Here is a 16,223-nt window from a genome sequence, read left to right on the forward strand (position 1 = left end):
GATTGTGTATGCGTTTTGTTAGCAGTCTCTTTTAATTTGTAAAAGAATGAAAAGATATATGCTACAATGTTTTATTTTTAATATGTAATGAAATTATATATTAACTTCATTAACTATTCAAGTCTTTAATATATTACATTTTTATAACTAAAATAACTCCTCAACCGAGGAGTTATTTTAGTTATTCGATTGATAACCATCAATTCGATGTGGATGTGTGTAAATATTGCAAGATTCATTTCTAATAAATCCTACGACTGTAATGCCTAAATCATGAGCGAGTTGTAATGCTAATTTTGTTGGAGCGGATTTAGATAGAACCATTTCACATCCGATTTTTGAAACTTTTAGTAAAATTTCGGATGAAATACGCCCGCTAAATGCGATGATTTTTCCTTTAACGGATATATCGTTGCGTAAACAATGACCATATATTTTATCTAATGCATTATGTCTTCCAATATCCATTCTTGATAGGAGGATATTGTTTCGATCACATAGCGCGGTATTGTGAACCCCGCCGGTTTGGCGAAAGGTAGTGGAAGATTGTTGTAAAGTATTCATTAAGTAAAAGCATTCTTCAGGAGTAATTTTTACATGTATATCATGTAAATCTTTTGCTTTTGCTGCATCGTTAACGAAAATAAATCCTTGTCTACCTTTTCCGCAGCAAGAAGTGATGTATCGTTTATTATATAAAGTTTGATAGAGTGGATTTATTTTTGATGATGTTACATGGACAATTCCGTTATCTTTTTGCACCCATAGTTCTTCAACATCTTTATAGTAAGCAATAATTCCTTCAGAAATTAAAAAACCAATTACCATATCTTCAATATAATTTGGTGTGCATACAACTGTTACATATTCTTCACCATTTAATTTAATGGTAATAGGAGATTCTGTAACAATCTCATCCAGTTGTTTTGAAAATGTACCAGATTGATAGCGTACAATTGTAAAAGTCTCTTGCGTAGGCCCCATATTTAATTCCCCTTTTATATGTATTTCTCTCCCATATTTATCATAAAACAATGGGGAAATAAAAACACCTATTAGCAAGGAAATCACAGATTATTTTGGTTATTATTGTATATGTACGATATAATAGAACCGTAGAATAGTGATATTTTCAAGCTTTCGTAGTTATACCTTATAACATCTAGAATCGGCTTCATAAGAAAAGTATTCGGGCAGAGCGTTTCAAAAATATGTACAGTAATGCGATTTTGAAAACGGATTTATAATTGTGTTGTACAGTTGGTTGTAAGGAGAGGGGAAACTATGGCAGAACAGACAGTCCGTGTAACCGTGGATGGTAAAGAATTTTCCACATCGGGTGAAAAGACGATACTACAATTATTTAACGAGAGTAATTTGGAACATCCTCAAATTTGTCATGTACCAGAAGTAGATCCAATTCAAACTTGTGATACGTGTATTGTAGAAGTAAATGGGAAGTTATTACGTGCTTGTTCAACGAAATTAGAGAGCGGTATGCATATCGAAAGACAGTCCCAGCGTGCGAAAGAGGCACAGACTGAGGCAATGGATCGAATATTAGAGAATCATTTATTGTATTGTACCGTTTGTGATAACAATAATGGTAACTGTAAAGTCCATAACACGGTACATATGATGGAAATTGAAGAACAGAAATATCCGTATGAGCCCAAAGTAAGTGCTTGTGAAGTGGATATGTCACATCCGTTTTATCGGTATGATCCAAATCAATGTATTGCTTGTGGACAGTGTGTAGAAGTATGTCAAAACTTACAGGTTAATGAAACTATATCGATAGACTGGAACTTAGATCGTCCACGTGTTATATGGGATCATGGTGTAAGCATAAATGACTCATCTTGTGTAAGTTGTGGGCAGTGTGTAACAGTATGTCCATGTAATGCGTTAATGGAAAAAACAATGCTAGGTGAAGCTGGGTTTATGACTGGATTAAAATCAGATGTGTTAGATCCAATGATTGATTTTGTAAAGGATGTAGAGCCTGGATATAGTAGTATTTTAGCGGTTTCAGAAGTAGAGGCTGCGATGCGTAAGACGAAAGTTAATAAAACAAAAACAGTTTGTACATTTTGTGGTGTCGGTTGTTCCTTTGAAGTATGGACAAAAGATCGCCATATATTAAAAGTGCAACCTGTTTCAGATGCACCTGTTAATGGTATTTCCACATGTGTAAAAGGTAAATTTGGATGGGACTTTGTAAATAGTGAAGATCGAATTACGAAGCCATTAATTCGCCAAGGGGATATGTTTGTTGAAGCTTCATGGGAAGAAGCATTAGAAGTTGTTGCTTCTAACATGCAGCATATTAAATCTGAATATGGCAGCGATGCATTTGGGTTCATTTCTTCATCGAAAGTAACGAATGAAGAAAATTACCTTATGCAAAAACTAGCCCGACAAATATATGGAACGAATAATGTGGACAACTGTTCTCGTTATTGTCAATCTCCAGCGACAGACGGTTTATTTAAAACTGTCGGTATGGGCGGGGATGCTGGAACAGTGAAAGATATAGCTGAAGCAGGCCTTGTTATTATCGTTGGTGCGAATCCAACAGAAGGACACCCTGTACTTGCGACGAGAGTAAAACGTGCTCATAAATTACACGAGCAAAAACTGATTGTAGCAGACCTTCGTAAACATGAAATGGCAGAGCGTGCGGATTTATTTATTCATCCGCGCCAAGGTACGGATTACGTATGGCTTGCTGGTATTACGAAATATATTATTGATCAAGATTGGCACGATAAAAAGTTTTTAGCTGAAAATGTGAAGAACTTTGATGAATATAGCAAAATGTTAGAAAAGTATACGCTCGATTATACAGAAGAAATTACGGGGATTTCTAAAACTCAGTTAAAAGAAATGGCCCGTATGGTATATGAAGCAGATGGTACTTGTATACTTTGGGGAATGGGTGTAACGCAAAATACAGGAGGAAGTACGACATCAGCAGCAATTTCAAATTTACTACTTGTTACGGGTAACTATCGTCGTCCTGGTGCAGGTGCATACCCATTACGAGGACATAATAACGTACAAGGTGCTTGTGATATGGCAACATTACCAAACTGGCTTCCTGGTTATCAAGCAGTATCAGATGATACGCTGCGTGCGAAATTTGAAAAAGCATACGGTACAACTATTCCGAAAGCACCAGGATTAAATAATATTGCAATGTTACTTGCAGCGGAAGAAGGAAAACTACGCGGTATGTATGTCATGGGTGAAGAAATGGCTTTAGTCGATTCAAATGCGAACCATGTGCAACATATTTTATCGAATTTAGATTTCCTCGTTGTTCAAGATATGTTCTTATCAAAAACAGCTCGTTTTGCTGATGTTATTTTACCGGCAGCACCAAGTTTAGAAAAAGAAGGAACGTTTACGAATACAGAGCGCCGTATTCAAAGATTATATGAAGTATTGAAACCACTAGGTGATTCCAAACCAGACTGGTGGATTTTGCAAAAAGTTGCTCGTGCACTGGGCGGGGATTGGAATTACGAAAGTCCAAGTGAAATTATGGACGAAATCGCATCACTTGCACCGTTATACTCTCAAGCGACGTATGACCGTCTAGAAGGGTGGAATAGTTTATGTTGGGGTAGTCATGATGGTAGCGATACACCGCTATTATATGTAGACGGATTTAACTTCCCAGATAAACTTGCTCGTTTATCATTAGATGAATGGGTACCACCGGTTGTAGCGCCAGATGAGTATGATTTACTGTTAAATAATGGACGCATGCTAGAACATTTCCATGAAGGGAATATGACGAATAAATCAGCTGGTATTTTATCTAAAGTATCTGAAGTATTCGTTGAAATTTCACCTGAACTCGCTATAGAGCGCAATGTGAAAGATGGTGGTCTTGTAGAATTAGCATCACCATTTGGAAAAATTAAAGTACAAGCGCTTATTACTGACCGTGTAACGGGGAAAGAGCTATATTTACCGATGCATGCAACGATAAATGAAGAAGCGATTAATATTTTAACGGGGACGGCAACAGACCTTTATACGTGTACACCAGCATATAAACAAACGATGGTGAAAATGCGTGTGTTACGTGAAAAAGGAAATCGTCCGTTACCATCTTCAAACCCGCGAGATAAAAAGCGTAATCCGCAAAATGGTGTTGAAATCGAGCAAAAATGGCAAAGAAAACAATACGTATCACTTGTGGACTAGGGGGCGGAGATAGTGGCGAAAGAAATTACGTTAATAAAAAAGAAAGTTGTAACAGAGGAAGAGCAGAAACAGCAAGTAGCAGATGAACTTCTAAATGAGTTATCTAATAATCGTGAAGCAGTAGAAGAAACGATGCAGCTTTTAGCACAGTTGCAGAAGGCTGGTATATTAGATGCGGCGATTAGTTTACTTGCTGCGAAGGAAGATGTTTCAAAAATCGCTGTGGAGCAATTAAATCGTGAACCCGTTAAAAATGCACTCAACAATATGATGGGGGCGGGGGAAGCGCTATCCGCAGTTGACCCAGAAGTAACGAAGCAAATCACATCGAGTTTAGTCACTGGATTGCAATTTGCTACAGATGAATTAAATAGTGGTAAAAAAACAAAAGTGATGGATTTCTTTAAAGTGTTAAAAGATCCAGATATCAATAGAGCCATTACATTCGGTTTTAGCTTCTTGAAAGCATTTGGGCAAGGATTAGAGAAAAAATAGAGTAAATGAAAAAGTGATGGGAAGTAGCCATCACTTTTTTCATTGCATGTATAAGAGTGTTCATGTTAAGCGGAATATATTATTATTAAAAAGATGGATTGGAAATGGAAATATGGAATCCATCTCAAATATCGTTTTAGAATGTGGAGGAATATATGCAACACCGTAAAAGACTATCTATACCAGGGGTAATGGGACATTCCTTTCAAACAGTTAGGTTTGCTTTTTGGAATGTATTAACCTTTCAACTTGCTTATAAATTATTAGCAGCGATTGTATTTGTTCCGCTATTTGGGATTATTTTTAATAAGTTATTGTATTTTGGTGGTTATGCAAATGCGACGAATGATGAATTATTAGCGTTTTTAAAGACATCATACGGCATTTTGGCAATCGTAATTTTATCATTGTTAGCCCTGTTTCTTATCTTTACGGAATTTGCGGTACTTATTATTATTTCGTACTTCGCTCATAAAAGACAAAAGGTGAAATTACGTCCGATTTTATATAAAACTGTAACGTATTTACCTACTCTGTTCACATATTGCTTACCAGGATTTATTTTATATGCTGTCGTATTGTTACCTCTTTTAAATATCGGATATGAAACGGCGTTAATTCCGCAAATTCAAATTCCTAACTTTATTACAGGAGAACTGTTTAAGACAACGATGGGACAAGTTGGTTATTACACATTTTTTGCTGTAGTTACATATTTGAACCTTCGCTGGATTTTTGTTCTACCTATTGTTGTTTTAGAGCAAAAGCCGTTTCGCGCAGCAGCACGTAAAAGTGCAACGTTAGTAAAAGAAAGTTTTTTTAAAGTACTATTCTTTTTAGTAGGATTTTTTATTTCAATAGGGATTGTGTACGGCGTATTTTTTGGAATGTATTTATTGTGTCTATGGGGCATGTACGAATTTACAAATCCACAGGGAACATTTGCATTATTAGCGGAATCAACAATGTCTGTATTTTTAACGAGTACATTGTATTTATTTAGTTTTATCGTGACGCCATTTTATATTATGGCAATAACACGATTATATTTACAAAAGGTTCCGGTTGAAGATGTTTTATTAGAAGAAGGATTAGATTATTCGAAAACAAAAGCAGATAAATGTTTCTTCCAAAAACATCGTTGGAAATTTATTGGCGTATATATTGTAGGAATTATTACTGCTGGAATGGTTGTTGCCTTCATTGTTACCTTTATTACAAACACATATAAAGAACCAATTATTATGGCTCATCGTGGTTATATTTCAAAAGGTGTAGAGAATACGAAAGAAGCTGTGCAGGGGGCTATTGATGCGAAAGCAGACTATGCTGAAATTGATGTACTGCAAACGAAAGACGGTGAACTAGCAGTTATACATGATTTGAAGCTAAAACGTCTTGCAAATGCTAATGTTCATGTGTCAGAATTAACGATGGACGAGTTAAGACAGCTTACCCTTAGTCAAGATGGGTTTTCAGGACAAATCAGTACACTTGATGAGATCATTAAGCTATCAAAGAACAAAATCAAACTTAATATTGAAGTGAAGCTTCATGGTGGCGAAAAAGATTTCGTAAACAAAGTATTAAAAGTGATTAAAGATAATGAATTTGAGAAACAATGTGTCATTCAAACGTTACACTATCCGCTTATTAAAGAGTTTAAACGTGCAAATCCAAATATAAAAGTAGGATATATACTGTATGCAAGTAGAGCCAACTTAAAGAATGTGAAGGCTGATTTTTATGTAGCAGAAGAATACATGTTAAATAAGAAATTAGTAAAAGAGGCAAGAAAGTTAAACAAGCCGATTTACGTATGGACGGTAAATGATATGGAAAGTTTAAAGGGATATTATAAATTAAACGTAGATGGTATCATTACCGATTATCCTGAAGATGCACGTGAAACAATTAAGATGTTAAAAGAACAAGAAGCGGAAGAAAGTGATCTGTTTGATAAAATTAGTGAAACAACAGATGATTTATTTTCCAAGTTATTTATAAGTTACCCAGCTGTTGGCTAGATGCCCGCAGCTGTTTTTTTAGGAAAAGAATATATCTCTAAAGTATTGTACAAATTAAGAACTGTATATGTATACGGAATCACTCGGGTTTCTTACATTGTTACATTATTGTCGAATAATAAATGATTATTGCTTATTTTTAATGTGTATAATAAAAATAGAGTGATAGATAATGCAATGTAACGAAGATGCTAATAGAATCAATGTTCCATATATTTACACTATTCTAAATATATAAACTTTAAAAAAATTATATGTTAGCGTTTTCATAATTTTTAAGTTATGCTAGAATAAGGACATAAGTTATTAATTATTACAAAAAGAAAAAAGACTTTCTTTTTTCTGTTAATTATAAGGGGGCATTTCATTATGCGTATTGGGGTACCAGCAGAAATTAAAAACAACGAAAACCGTGTGGCAATGACACCAGCAGGTGTTGTACATTTAATTCGTAACAATCACGAAGTATTCATTCAAAAGGGTGCAGGTCTAGGATCTGGTTTCACAGATGCTCAGTATGTTGAAGCAGGAGCGAAAATTGTTGATACGGCTGAAGAAGCTTGGAACATGGAAATGGTTATGAAAGTTAAGGAACCAGTTGAAAGCGAATACAAACACTTCAGCGAAGGTTTAATCTTATTCACATACTTACACTTAGCTCCAGAACCAGAATTAACAAAAGCGTTAATTGAGAAGAAAGTTGTTGCGATTGCATACGAAACAGTACAATTAGAAAACCGTTCTCTACCATTACTTGCACCTATGAGTGAAGTAGCTGGTCGTATGGCTGCACAAATTGGTGCACAATTCCTTGAGAAAAACAAAGGCGGTAAAGGTATCTTACTTGCAGGTGTTCCAGGGGTTAAACGTGGTAAAGTAACAATCATCGGTGGTGGACAAGCTGGTACAAATGCTGCTAAAATTGCAGTTGGACTAGGTGCGGATGTAACAATCATCGATTTAAGTGCAGAACGTCTTCGTCAATTAGATGACATTTTCGGAAACCAAGTAAAAACTTTAATGTCTAATCCTTACAATATTGCAGAAGCTGTAAAAGAGTCTGATCTTGTAATCGGTGCAGTATTAATTCCAGGTGCAAAAGCGCCAAAACTTGTAACAGAAGAAATGATTCAATCAATGGAACCAGGTTCTGTTGTTGTAGATATCGCGATTGACCAAGGTGGTATTTTCGAAACAACTGACCGTATTACAACTCATGATAACCCAACTTACGAAAAACACGGCGTTGTTCATTATGCAGTTGCAAACATGCCAGGTGCGGTTCCACGTACATCAACTCTTGCATTAACAAACGTAACAGTACCATATGCAGTGCAAATTGCTAACAAAGGCTACAAAGAAGCTTGCCTAGGCAACTCTGCATTACTAAAAGGTATTAACACATTAGACGGCTATGTAACATTCGAAGCAGTTGCAGAAGCTCACGGTGTAGAGTACAAAGGTGCTAAAGAATTATTAGAAGCAGAAACAGTATCTTGCTAATAGAAGCATTATACAAAAAAAAATCGAACAATATATAAACCAACATGATAAGAGCTAAGAGTGAAGATCTCTTAGCTCTTCTTGGCAAAAGGGGGCATACATCGTGGCCAACCTATTTAAAAAGAAATCCGTTACGCAATTGTTAGGGGAAAGTAAAAGTAAAACTTTAACGAAAACGCTAGGGGCATTCGACCTAACAATGCTAGGGATTGGTGCGATAATCGGTACAGGAGTTCTAGTATTAACAGGATTAGTAGCAGCAAGAGATGCTGGTCCAGCAGTTATTTTTTCATTCATGATTGCAGCAATTGTTTGTGGATTTGCAGCTTTATGTTATGCAGAGGTTGCATCTACACTTCCTGTTTCAGGTAGTGTGTACACATATTCATATGCAACAATTGGTGAGTTTGTTGCCCATTTAATGGGATGGACATTGTTATCCGTATATGTCGTAACAACTGCCGCAGTAGCTGGCGGATGGACGGGTTATTTCAATAACTTAGTTAGTGGATTAGGACTTGAAATTCCTAAAGCCTTGTTAACGATTCCATCGCAAGGTGGTATGGTGAACTTACCCGCAATTATCGTTACGTTGGTGATAACTTGGTTATTATCACGAGGTACAAAAGAAAGTAAGCGTGTGAATAACATAATGGTATTAATTAAAATTGGTATTGTTGTTTTATTCATTGCAGTTGGTGTATTCTACGTGAAACCAGAAAACTGGATACCATTTGCACCGTACGGCATAAGTGGAGTTTTCGCCGGAGGAGCAGCAGTATTCTTCGCTTTCTTAGGATTTGATGCATTAGCAACTTCTGCTGAAGAAGTAAAAAATCCGCAACGTGATCTGCCGATTGGTATTATTGCTTCATTAGTCATTTGTACAATCATTTATGTTGTAGTTTGTCTCGTTATGACAGGTATGGTTTCTTATAAAGAATTAGATGTACCAGAAGCTATGGCATATGTGTTAGAAGTTGTAGGACAAGACAAAGTAGCAGGTATAATCGCAATTGGAGCTGTAATTGGTATTATGGCTGTAATTTTTGCTTACATTTATGCAACAACACGTGTATTCTTCGCGATGAGCCGTGACGGTTTATTGCCAAAATCATTTGCAAAAATTAATAAAAAGACAGAAGCACCAACATTTTCAGTTTGGTTAACAGGAATTGGTAGTGCATTAATTGCTGGATTTATCGATTTAAAAGAATTGTCAAATTTAGCGAATATTGGAGCGTTATTAACATTTGCGATGGTGGGTGTAACTGTCATCATTCTTCGTAAAACACATCCGAAATTACAACGCGGATTTATGGTACCACTTGTACCAATCTTACCGATTATTTCAGTTGCATGTTGTCTATTCTTAATGGTAAATTTACCGTTAAAAACATGGATATACTTCGGTGTTTGGTTAGCAATTGGAGTAGTTGTATACTTTGTATATTCGAAAAAGCACAGTCATCTAAAAGAAGATGGAAGTTCGCAAGATAATTTAGAAAAAGCTAATTAAAGGGATATAAGATAGTAAGCCTTGTGCGTCTAGGGAGCGCGCAAGGCTTTTTTCTTTTGTGCAAAATGTACATCCATTTTTCGTATGAGAATGTAATGGATGCAGAAAATATGTGTACGCCTTATTAAAATGTGAACAAAATGTTCGGAAAAATGTATGGGATTTCATTGACACATATGAATAGACGCTCATATAATAAGAGTATAAGATATATGAATGATTGTTCATATGTTCAAATAAAGAGGTGAGCTATAATGGCTGGAAATAAAGTAGAAACACCACAAGAGACATGTTCTCAAACGATAATTCATGAAGAAGTTGTTGATCAAGTAAAACAAACAATTCCAACTGATGAAAGTTTAAGTAAAGTAGCAGAATTATTTAAAGTATTAGGCGATCGTACACGGACGAGAATATTACATGCATTATTTGAAGCTGAAATGTGTGTTTGTGATTTAGCTTATTTATTAGGAATGACACAATCATCTATTTCGCATCAGCTTCGTGTGTTAAAGCAAGCGAAACTTGTAAAGAATCGTAAAGAAGGAAAGGTCGTTTATTATTCATTAGCTGACCAGCACGTAATTCATATCTTCGAGCAAGCGTTTGAACACGTAAACGAGGAAGAATAAAAAGAACGCGAGGAGGGAGAATGATGGCTGAAGCATTAGTGAAAAAGAAACTGGTGTTAGAAGGTTTAGATTGTGCGAACTGTGCAATGAAAATTGAAAAAGGCGTTGGGAATATAGAAGGAGTAAATTTTTGCTCTGTAAATTTCGCCACAAAAACAATGGTTTTAGAAACAGCACAAAATAAAGAAAGTGAAGTTGTTACAGAAGCAAAACAACTCGTTACAAAATTAGAACCGCATATTAAAGTACAAGAAGAACAAAAAAATAAAGTTGCAAAAGAAGTATTTATATTAGAAGGTTTAGATTGCGCGAATTGTGCGATGAAGATTGAAAATAAAGTGAAGGAAATGCCGGCTGTTTCAGCAGCAACTGTTGATTTCGTATCGAAGAAATTAAGAGTTGAAGTAGCGAATAAAAGAGAATTAGAAGCGACTGTAGCGAATATAACGAATGTCGTGCAAAAGTTAGAACCAGATGTGAAAGTTGTTCGTGAAGAAAAAGGTGGTCATGACCACGGACATAGTCACGACCATGGTGAAGCAAATGTGAAAAAGATGGTAGGACGATTAGTGGTCGGCGGAATTTTGACAGCAATTGCTGCATTAGCTGGCTTACCACAAATGATAACAATTCCGTTATTCGTCCTTGCGTATTTACTAATAGGCGGAGATATCGTTTGGAGAGCGGTAAGAAACATAACTCGCGGCCAAGTGTTCGATGAGAACTTCTTAATGGCAATTGCAACACTAGGAGCTTTTGCGATTCAACAATATTCAGAAGCTGTTGCGGTAATGTTATTCTATCAAGTAGGGGAACTATTCCAAAGTATTGCGGTCAATCGCTCCCGAAAGTCAATTACTTCATTAATGGATATCCGTCCTGATTATGCGAATGTGAAGGTTGGAAATGAAACGAAACAAGTATCACCAGAAGATGTACAAATCGGCGATTATATTATCGTGAAGCCTGGTGAGAAAGTACCATTAGACGGAAAAGTAGTTGAAGGAACATCAATGGTAGATACTTCAGCATTGACTGGTGAATCTGTACCACGTGAAGTCGAAGTTGGAAATGATGTATTAAGTGGTTTTGTGAACCAAAATGGTGTATTAACAATTGAAGTTACAAAAGAATTTGGTGAATCAACTGTATCAAAAATTTTAGATTTAGTTCAAAATGCAAGCAGTAAAAAAGCGCCAACAGAAAACTTTATTACGAAGTTCGCGCGTTACTATACTCCAGTTGTAGTTATTACAGCAGCGATTATGGCGTTTATTCCACCACTTATTTTAGAAGGAGCTACATTCTCAGAATGGATTTATAGAGCTTTAGTGTTCTTAGTAATCTCTTGTCCATGTGCGTTAGTTGTATCAATTCCTCTTGGATTCTTTGGAGGAATTGGTGGTGCATCTAAAAGTGGTGTGTTAATAAAAGGAAGTAACTATTTAGAAGCTTTAAATGATGTGAAATATATTGTTTTTGATAAAACGGGAACATTAACAAAAGGTGTCTTCAAAGTTACAAAAATGGAACCAAGCGAAGGCATTAAAAATGAAGAATTATTAGAGTATGCAGCATTTGCTGAAGTGTATTCTAATCATCCAATTGCACAATCGATTCGAAAAGCATATGGAAAATCAATTGATGAAAAAATAATCGATGAGTATAACGAAATTTCTGGTCATGGTACAGTCGTAAAAGTACAAGGAAAAGAAATTTTTGCAGGTAATGCTAAATTAATGAGAAAAGAAAACATTACATTTAAGCAACCAGAAACGGTAGGTACATTAGTTCACGTTGCCGTAGATGGGGAATATGCAGGTTATATCGTTATCTCTGATGAGGTAAAAGAAGATTCAAAACAAGCAATTCAAAAATTAAAAGAACTAGGTATTAAGAAGACAGTCATGTTAACTGGTGATGCAAAAGCAGTTGGTGAAGCTGTCGGTAGGGAATTAGGTTTAGATGAAGTCCACGCAGAACTATTACCGCAACAAAAAGTAGAAGAGATTGAAAAAATTGATGCGGCGAAGAGCGGAAAAGAAAAAGTTGCTTTCGTTGGTGATGGTATTAATGATACACCGGTATTAGCAAGAGCAGATGTTGGTATTGCGATGGGTGGTTTAGGATCAGATGCAGCGATTGAGGCAGCAGACATCGTTATTATGACTGATGAGCCTTCAAAAATTGCAACAGCCTTAAACATCGCAAAACGTACACGACGCATTGTATGGCAAAATATCATCTTTGCATTAGGGGTAAAAGGATTAGTTTTATTACTGGGTGCTTTTGGTATTGCAACAATGTGGGAAGCTGTCTTCTCAGATGTCGGTGTGACACTACTTGCAGTGTTAAATGCAATGCGTGTACTACGAGTGAAAGATTTATAAAAAAGAGGACGCAACTTGCGTCCTCTTTTTTAGGTTATTTTGTTGAAATTGACTCAATAAAATAATAACAAATATTATTTTATAAATAAATAACGTAATATTAAAATTTAAAAATAAAAAATATTTATCGTACTATTTTAATATATTTTTCACAAAGATACATATCGTATTGAAAAAACAGAGAAGGAGAAGCTTCTCTGTTTTATTTTTGTATATTTTTTTCAACTTGTTCTCGAACAGTTTGAATGTAATTCATTTTATGATCCCAACATTCTTGACTTAAATCGACAGGGTACTCTTCGGGATTTAAAGTTCGCATATACTCTTCCCAAAATAGTGCGAGACTCTGTTCATTATATTTTTGAATATCTAATATACCTGGTAGTTCATATGTTCTTTCGCCGTTAACGAAAATGTCTTTATGCAGTTCGCGAGCTTCAAAGTTTGTTACAAATTTACTTATATACGTGTGAACAGGATGAAACATTTTTAAACGTTCTTCTTTTCCAGGTTCTTCAGAATCTAATGCAATATAATCGCCTTCTGCATGATCATTAACTCGATTGATAATGCGATAAATTCGTTTCAGTCCTGGAGTCGTAATTTTTTCAGGGTTAGATGAAATTTTAATTGTATCATTTAACTTTCCATCCGTATCTTCAATCGCCACTAGTTTATAAACAGCCCCTAATGCCGGTTGCTCAAAGGATGTAATTAATTTTGTTCCAACACCCCATACATCAATTTTTGCTCCTTGAGATTTCAAATGCATAATTGTGTATTCATCTAAATCGCTAGAAGCAATAATTTTTGTATGTGTAAACCCAGCTTCGTCTAGTAGTTTTCTGGCCTTTTTAGATAAATAGGCCATATCACCACTATCAAGGCGAATGCCGTAAAAATCGATACGATCTCCAAACTCTTTCGCGACGCGAATTGCATTTGGAACACCTGATTTTAAAGTATCGTATGTATCAACGAGAAAGACACATTTTTTATGGGTTTCAGCGTATTTCTTAAACGCGACATATTCATCGCGATACGCTTGAACGAAAGAGTGAGCGTGTGTGCCGGCTACAGGTATCCCGAAGCGTTTTCCAGCACGAACGTTACTCGTAGACGAAAATCCACCAATAAAGGCAGCACGTGTGCCCCAAAGAGCTGCATCAAACTCGTGGGCTCGTCTTGTACCAAATTCTAAAAGTTCATCATTATTTGCAGCATGCTTCATACGAGCAGCTTTTGTTGCAATTAATGTTTGGTAATTCACAATGTTTAACAGGGCAGTTTCAATAATTTGTGCTTCACCGAGCGGTGCATCAACACGTAATAAAGGCTCGTTATTAAATACAACTTCACCTTCTTGCATACTTCGAACCGTCCCAGTGAATTTCATATTTTGTAAATAATGAAGGAATTCTTCTTCAAATTGTAATTCTGCTAAATAAGCGATATCGCTTTCGGTAAAGCTGAAGTTTTCTATGTACTCTACAATCTTTTCAAGGCCAGCAAAAACAGCATAACCGTTCTCGAATGGAAGTTTTCGAAAATATAAATCAAACACCGAGCGGCGATTATGAATACCATCTTTCCAATATGTATAAGCCATATTAATTTGATATAAATCTGTATGTAAGGCATAGCTATCGTCTTTATAATAAGTCATCGCGAAAACACCTCCATAATTTGGTTATAGTATATCAATTTTTCACCGCTCGTAGCAAAGAATGGATATGAAAGTATAGTCAAGAGGGAAAAAAATGAAATAATGCATATTTTTTAGAAAATTAACATTTATCAATTTATATTTCTCAAGATTTTATGTATTATTAGAGTAATGGGGTAATGAGAATGGAGGAGGACAATGCAACAAACATTAGAAAAAATAGGCAAACAAGTCTTTTATAAACGGCTACAGCAAAAAATGACACAAGAAGAATTATGTCAGGGCATTTGTTCTGTCTCATACTTAAGTAAAATCGAAAATGGAAAGATCGAGGCATCAGAAGAAATTCTACAATTGCTCTGCACAAGGTTAGAAATTGCCGTGACGGATTTGAGAGATGTAGAAGAAGATGTGAAGGGGAAGCTAGATGAATGGTTGAATGCACTAGTTCATTTGGACAAGCCACAAGTAGAGCGCATATATGAAGAGTTGCAAGGTGAAATGAAGCATGTTTTGGATTTTGAAATTATAAATTATTATAAACTGCTTTATACGCGTTATTTAATTATGAAACGAGATTTTCTTGCTGTTGAAGAAGAGTTGGAAAGATTGAAAAAAGTTTACAAGAAATATTCACCTTTTCAGAAGATGTTGTATACGTACAGTAAGGCATTGTTACTTAGTCTGCAATATAAGCATAAGGAAAGTTTGAAGTATTTAATTGAAACGGAAGAAATGGCTAAAGAGCAAGGGTATTATGAAACTGGTATATATTATAACTTGAGCCTTGCGTATAGTCACCTAAATATACCACATTTAGCCATGCACTTTGCTAACATTGCCATGGAAGGGTTCCGTAACGAATACAAATTCCGTTATGTAATAAATTGTCAAACGATTATTGCTTTAAGTTATGTGGAAAAAGCACAGTATGAAGAAGCTCTAAAGATTTATGAAAGTATATTAAGAGAAGTGGATTCTTTTGCGGAAAAAGACATGATTAAAGCTATGACTTTAAATAATATGGGAGAATTATACCATTATAAGAATGAGCATGATAAATCAAAAAACTATTTTCTTCAAAGTTTCCAATTACAGCAGACTGTCAATATGAATTATATTGAAACAATTTATGGTTTGGCTAAACAATCTATTCATCTTAAATGTTATGAAGAAGCACAGAAATGGATAGAAAAAGGGATTGAGTGTTCACGTAGTGATGAAAAATATAATAAAATGATTTATTCATTCTGTATATTTAAGTATAAATATTTTGGGGAATCCCAAGAGTTTAAGAGATTTTTAGAGAATGAGGCTATTCCATTCTTTAAGAGTGTGGGTAGTATGAAAGAATTAAAAAATGCCTATTTAGAATTAGCAATGTACTTAGAGAATGAATTTAAGTACGAGGAAAGCAATAAATATTATAAAGAAGTTATTAAAGTTTTGGAAGAAAGGGAGGAATTGAATTGAAAAAACGTATATATGGTGTAGTAGGATTGGGAATAGTAGCGATTCTTTCTTTAGGAGTTAATTATTCTAATCCAGACATATATGGAGTAAAATCCTTAAAAGAAGGATCAGTAAATTACTCTAATCCAGATATTTATGGATTGAAGTCTGTAAAAGAGGAGAATATACAATATTCTAATCCGGATATTTATGGCTTTAATTTTTCAGAAAAAAGTTTCATAAATTATTCTAATCCAGATATTTATGGTTAAGAAAATATTGAAAAACCCCTTTCCAATCGGAAAGGGGTTTTTCAAT

11 protein-coding genes are annotated in these 16,223 nt (G+C 35.2%); 9 read left to right on the forward strand and 2 right to left on the reverse strand.

Annotated elements, in window-relative coordinates; all coding sequences use genetic code 11:
- Positions 1-177: 177 nt before the first annotated feature.
- A complete protein-coding gene (fdhD, locus tag MKX31_RS01290; RefSeq protein WP_064477128.1) occupies positions 178-984 on the reverse strand; it encodes a formate dehydrogenase accessory sulfurtransferase FdhD in 807 nt (268 codons plus the stop codon).
- Between the two features lie 300 nt (positions 985-1,284).
- Between fdhD and fdhF the strand changes: the two genes are divergently transcribed.
- The 7 genes from fdhF (at position 1,285) to MKX31_RS01325 (ending at position 12,787) form a co-directional block, all read left to right on the forward strand.
- Positions 1,285-4,221: a formate dehydrogenase subunit alpha gene (fdhF, locus tag MKX31_RS01295; protein ID WP_064477127.1), complete on the forward strand. Its 2,937-nt coding sequence runs from the start codon at positions 1,285-1,287 to the stop codon at positions 4,219-4,221.
- Positions 4,222-4,233: 12 nt separating this feature from the next.
- Positions 4,234-4,716 carry a DUF1641 domain-containing protein gene (locus MKX31_RS01300; protein ID WP_001040525.1) on the forward strand — a complete coding sequence of 161 codons (483 nt, stop codon included), beginning with the start codon at positions 4,234-4,236 and terminating at the stop codon, positions 4,714-4,716.
- 155 nt (positions 4,717-4,871) lie between these two features.
- Positions 4,872-6,743, forward strand: a complete 1,872-nt coding sequence (locus MKX31_RS01305) for a glycerophosphodiester phosphodiesterase (protein WP_340979754.1) — start codon at positions 4,872-4,874, stop codon at positions 6,741-6,743.
- Between the two features lie 369 nt (positions 6,744-7,112).
- A complete protein-coding gene (ald, locus tag MKX31_RS01310) occupies positions 7,113-8,246 on the forward strand; it encodes an alanine dehydrogenase (RefSeq protein ID WP_001219749.1) in 1,134 nt (377 codons plus the stop codon).
- Between the two features lie 103 nt (positions 8,247-8,349).
- Positions 8,350-9,765 carry an amino acid permease gene (locus tag MKX31_RS01315; RefSeq protein ID WP_064477125.1) on the forward strand — a complete coding sequence of 472 codons (1,416 nt, stop codon included), beginning with the start codon at positions 8,350-8,352 and terminating at the stop codon, positions 9,763-9,765.
- A gap of 254 nt (positions 9,766-10,019) precedes the next feature.
- Positions 10,020-10,397 (forward strand): ArsR/SmtB family transcription factor, encoded by a 378-nt coding sequence (locus tag MKX31_RS01320; RefSeq protein WP_000918377.1) that lies wholly within the window; start codon positions 10,020-10,022, stop codon positions 10,395-10,397.
- Between the two features lie 23 nt (positions 10,398-10,420).
- Positions 10,421-12,787, forward strand: a complete 2,367-nt coding sequence (locus MKX31_RS01325) for a heavy metal translocating P-type ATPase (protein WP_088046992.1) — start codon at positions 10,421-10,423, stop codon at positions 12,785-12,787.
- A 202-nt stretch (positions 12,788-12,989) separates the two neighbouring features.
- On the opposite strand, the gene MKX31_RS01330 is transcribed toward MKX31_RS01325, so the two are convergent.
- Entirely contained in the window at positions 12,990-14,453 is a 1,464-nt protein-coding gene (locus tag MKX31_RS01330; RefSeq protein ID WP_064477123.1) for a nicotinate phosphoribosyltransferase, read from the reverse strand.
- 198 nt (positions 14,454-14,651) lie between these two features.
- On the opposite strand from MKX31_RS01330, the gene MKX31_RS01335 reads away from it, so the two are divergent.
- Entirely contained in the window at positions 14,652-15,926 is a 1,275-nt protein-coding gene (locus tag MKX31_RS01335; protein ID WP_064477122.1) for a helix-turn-helix domain-containing protein, read from the forward strand.
- Positions 15,923-16,177: a Phr family secreted Rap phosphatase inhibitor gene (locus MKX31_RS01340; protein ID WP_064477121.1), complete on the forward strand. Its 255-nt coding sequence runs from the start codon at positions 15,923-15,925 to the stop codon at positions 16,175-16,177. Before MKX31_RS01335 ends, MKX31_RS01340 begins: the two co-directional genes overlap by 4 nt.
- The last annotated feature ends 46 nt before the right edge of the window (positions 16,178-16,223 follow it).

Source organism: Bacillus sp. FSL M8-0063, assembly GCF_038005545.1.
GTDB classification, from domain to species: domain Bacteria; phylum Bacillota; class Bacilli; order Bacillales; family Bacillaceae_G; genus Bacillus_A; species Bacillus_A wiedmannii.

Coding starts and splice junctions, on each gene's coding strand:
- fdhD (WP_064477128.1), bottom strand. CDS start 984: ATGGGGCCTACGCAAGAGACTTTTACAATTGTACGCTATCAATCTGGT.
- MKX31_RS01325 (WP_088046992.1), top strand. CDS start 10,421: ATGGCTGAAGCATTAGTGAAAAAGAAACTGGTGTTAGAAGGTTTAGAT.
- MKX31_RS01335 (WP_064477122.1), top strand. CDS start 14,652: ATGCAACAAACATTAGAAAAAATAGGCAAACAAGTCTTTTATAAACGG.
- MKX31_RS01305 (WP_340979754.1), top strand. CDS start 4,872: ATGCAACACCGTAAAAGACTATCTATACCAGGGGTAATGGGACATTCC.
- MKX31_RS01320 (WP_000918377.1), top strand. CDS start 10,020: ATGGCTGGAAATAAAGTAGAAACACCACAAGAGACATGTTCTCAAACG.
- fdhF (WP_064477127.1), top strand. CDS start 1,285: ATGGCAGAACAGACAGTCCGTGTAACCGTGGATGGTAAAGAATTTTCC.
- ald (WP_001219749.1), top strand. CDS start 7,113: ATGCGTATTGGGGTACCAGCAGAAATTAAAAACAACGAAAACCGTGTG.
- MKX31_RS01330 (WP_064477123.1), bottom strand. CDS start 14,453: ATGACTTATTATAAAGACGATAGCTATGCCTTACATACAGATTTATAT.